Genomic DNA, 2,716 nt, shown 5'->3' with positions numbered 1-2,716 from the left:
CAAATCTGCCCTGATAAGTTGGGTACAGGGTAACGGCGGTCCTGCGCTCGGAGAGAAGCGATGAGCGTCAGGCTGCGGAAGTGGAAGGACAAGGACGGGAAGGTCCAGGAGGCATGGGCGGTGGACGTGAAGTTCCAGCATCCGGATGGGCGTGTCGAGCGCATCCGCAAGGCATCCCCGGTGAACACCCGCCGGGGCGCCGAGCAGTACGAGCGGGAGCTGCGTCAGGCCCTCCTCTACGGCACCTTCGGAAAGGAGAAGAAGGAGGTCCCCACCTTGGAGCAGTTCCAGGAGCGGTTCCTCGATCACGCACGGACGAACAACAAGGTCTCCACCGCGAAGACCAAGGCCGACATCCTGCGCAAGCACCTGGTCCCCGCGTTCGGCCGGTTGAAGCTGGACCAGATCGACACGGCCAAGCTCGAGACCTTCAAGGCCCAGAAGGTGAAGGAGGGGCTCTCCAAGAAGAGCGTCAACAACCTGTTGACCGTGCTGCGCAAGCTCCTGGCTCTCGCCCAGGAGTTCGGCGAGCTCGACGTAGTGCCCAAGGTCGAGTGGCTCAAGGCGCCCAAGCCCGAGATCGACTTCCTCTCCTTCGAGGAGGCCGAGCAGTTGGAGTCGCTCGCGGAGCCCGGCCGGTGGAAGGCGATGATCTCCCTGGCCCTCAACACGGGCCTGCGCATCGGGGAGCTGGCGGCCCTGTCCTGGGACTGCGTGGACATGACGGCCGGTCGCCTCATCGTGAAGCGCAACGTCTTCCGCGGGCACCTGGGCACGCCAAAAGGTGGACGCGAGCGAGAGGTGCCGCTCAACGAGCGGGCGCTGAAGGCCCTACGGGACTACCCCCGGCGGATCGACTCGCCGTGGGTCTTCCCCCAGCGGGATGGCGGCTTCATCCGCAATCCCCAGCACACCTGCTCGGAGGCCATCCTCCGGAACGCGGAGCGGGCGGGGATCAGGCCCATCGGCTGGCACACGCTGCGCCACACCTTCGCCAGCCACCTCGTCATGCGCGGGGTGCCGCTCAAGGCCGTGCAGGAGCTGATGGGGCACGCCACCATCGACATGACGATGCGCTACGCCCACCTCAGCCCGAACGTGAAGAAGGACGCGGTGCGGGCCCTGGACGTCGTGCGCCCGAGGGGCACATTGGGGGCACATGACCAGGAGGGCATCGCGTAGAAATGAAAAAGCCCCCAAGTCTCAAGGACTTGGAGGCTCTTTCGGAGTGCCCAGGGCGGGATTCGAACCCGCACACCTTTCGGCGCCACCCCCTCAAGATGGTGTGTCTACCAGTTCCACCACCTGGGCGATTCCGACGCGGCCTCGACTGCTTCGCTGCTCCGCACCGGCCAACAACGCGGCCTCTAGTACCACGAACCGCGCTGTCTGCAACAACGAATTTTCAACTCCCCCGCCACCCGCTTTCTTCCGCCGGGTGGCCGCCCGCCTACTGGCCGGGCGCCGGGGTCGGAGCCGGGGTGTCGGTCGGCCGCGGCTGCTCGATGGTCGCCGGAGCGCCCGGAGCCTGCTGCTGCTGCGCGGGAGCCGTGCCCGTACCCGGGGCAGGCGCGGCCTCCTGCTGGGGGTTCGCCGCGGGAATCTGGCCCGCCGGAGGAGCCCCCGTGCCCTGCTGATCCGCGGCGCCCGGCACCGCCGGGGCCTGCTGCTGCGCCGCCGGCTTGCCCACCGCGCCCGCCGCCACCGAGGTGCGCATGCCCACGAAGGACAGGCCCAGCGACGTCAGGAAGAACATCGCCGCGCAGATGCCCGTCACCTTGGTCAGGAAGGTCGTCGCACCGCGCCCACCGAAGGCGCTCGTCGCCGCTCCGCCACCCAGGGCAGAACCCATTCCGGCGTCCTTCCCGGGCTGCAACAGGATGACGAAGATCATGAACACGCACAGCAGGACGTGCACGATCGTCACGAAGGTCAACATGCTTTAAGCTCTTCTTTCCGGTCCTGGATGAAAGGCCGCGCAGCCTAACCGAACCGCACGGGCGGTGACAATCTTCCTGAAGCTCAAACCGCGCCCTTCACGATTCCCGCGAAGTCCGCCGCCTTCAGGCTCGCCCCGCCCACCAGCGCCCCGTCCACGTCCGGCTGCCCCAGGAGTTCCGCCGCGTTGTCCGGCTTCACGCTCCCACCGTACTGGATGCGCACCTGCTCCGACGTCCCCCGCTCGTACAGCCGGGAGAGCTGCTCGCGGATGGCCCGGTGCACCTCCTGCGCCTGCGCACTGGTGGCCGTCCGACCGGTGCCAATCGCCCACACCGGCTCGTACGCCAGGACGAAACCCGCTACCTCGGCCGCCTGGAAACCCTTCAGCGCTCCGGCAACCTGACGCTCCACCACCTCCAGGGTGCGGTTGGCCTCGCGCTCGGCCAGCGTCTCGCCCACGCAGATGATGGGCGTCATCCCCGCCCCCAGCACCGCCCGGACGCGCTTGTTCACCGTCTCGTCCGTCTCGCCGAAGTACTGCCGACGCTCGGAGTGACCCAGGATGACGTAGGCGCACCCCACGTCCTTCAGCATCCCCGCGGACACCTCGCCGGTATACGCCCCGCTGGCCTCCCAGTGGCAGTTCTGGGCGGCCAGCTTCACGGCAGAGCCCTCGAGCTCCTTCGCCACCGCCTGCAGCGCGAGGAACGGCGGCGCCACGGCGAGCTGCACCCGGTCTCCCGGAAGGGAGGCCACCAGCCCCTTGAGCTCGCGC

3 protein-coding genes and 1 tRNA gene are annotated in these 2,716 nt (G+C 68.2%); 1 reads left to right on the top strand and 3 read right to left on the bottom strand.

Translation table 11 applies throughout. The features are described from left to right. Nucleotides 1-60: 60 nt before the first annotated feature. Nucleotides 61-1,182 carry a tyrosine-type recombinase/integrase gene (locus tag VF794_RS16070; RefSeq protein WP_331111331.1) on the top strand — a complete coding sequence of 374 codons (1,122 nt, stop codon included), beginning with the start codon at nucleotides 61-63 and terminating at the stop codon, nucleotides 1,180-1,182. 47 nt (nucleotides 1,183-1,229) lie between these two features. On the opposite strand, the gene VF794_RS16065 is transcribed toward VF794_RS16070, so the two are convergent. From VF794_RS16065 to tpiA, 3 genes are all read right to left on the bottom strand, one after another. Beyond that, nucleotides 1,230-1,311 (bottom strand) — tRNA-Leu (locus VF794_RS16065). 139 nt (nucleotides 1,312-1,450) lie between these two features. Then, on the bottom strand, nucleotides 1,451-1,939 hold the full coding sequence (secG, locus tag VF794_RS16060) for a preprotein translocase subunit SecG (protein ID WP_331111329.1): 489 nt from the start codon (nucleotides 1,937-1,939) through the stop codon (nucleotides 1,451-1,453). A gap of 83 nt (nucleotides 1,940-2,022) precedes the next feature. Beyond that, nucleotides 2,023-2,716: triose-phosphate isomerase (gene tpiA / locus VF794_RS16055; RefSeq protein ID WP_331111327.1), on the bottom strand; the 694-nt coding region annotated here is incomplete at its 5' end.

The organism is Archangium sp., from assembly GCF_036389735.1.
In the GTDB taxonomy this organism is placed as follows: domain Bacteria; phylum Myxococcota; class Myxococcia; order Myxococcales; family Myxococcaceae; genus Archangium.
This window is presented reverse-complemented; position numbering and strand designations above follow the sequence as displayed.

Coding starts and splice junctions, on each gene's coding strand:
- VF794_RS16070 (WP_331111331.1), top strand. CDS start 61: ATGAGCGTCAGGCTGCGGAAGTGGAAGGACAAGGACGGGAAGGTCCAG.
- secG (WP_331111329.1), bottom strand. CDS start 1,939: ATGTTGACCTTCGTGACGATCGTGCACGTCCTGCTGTGCGTGTTCATG.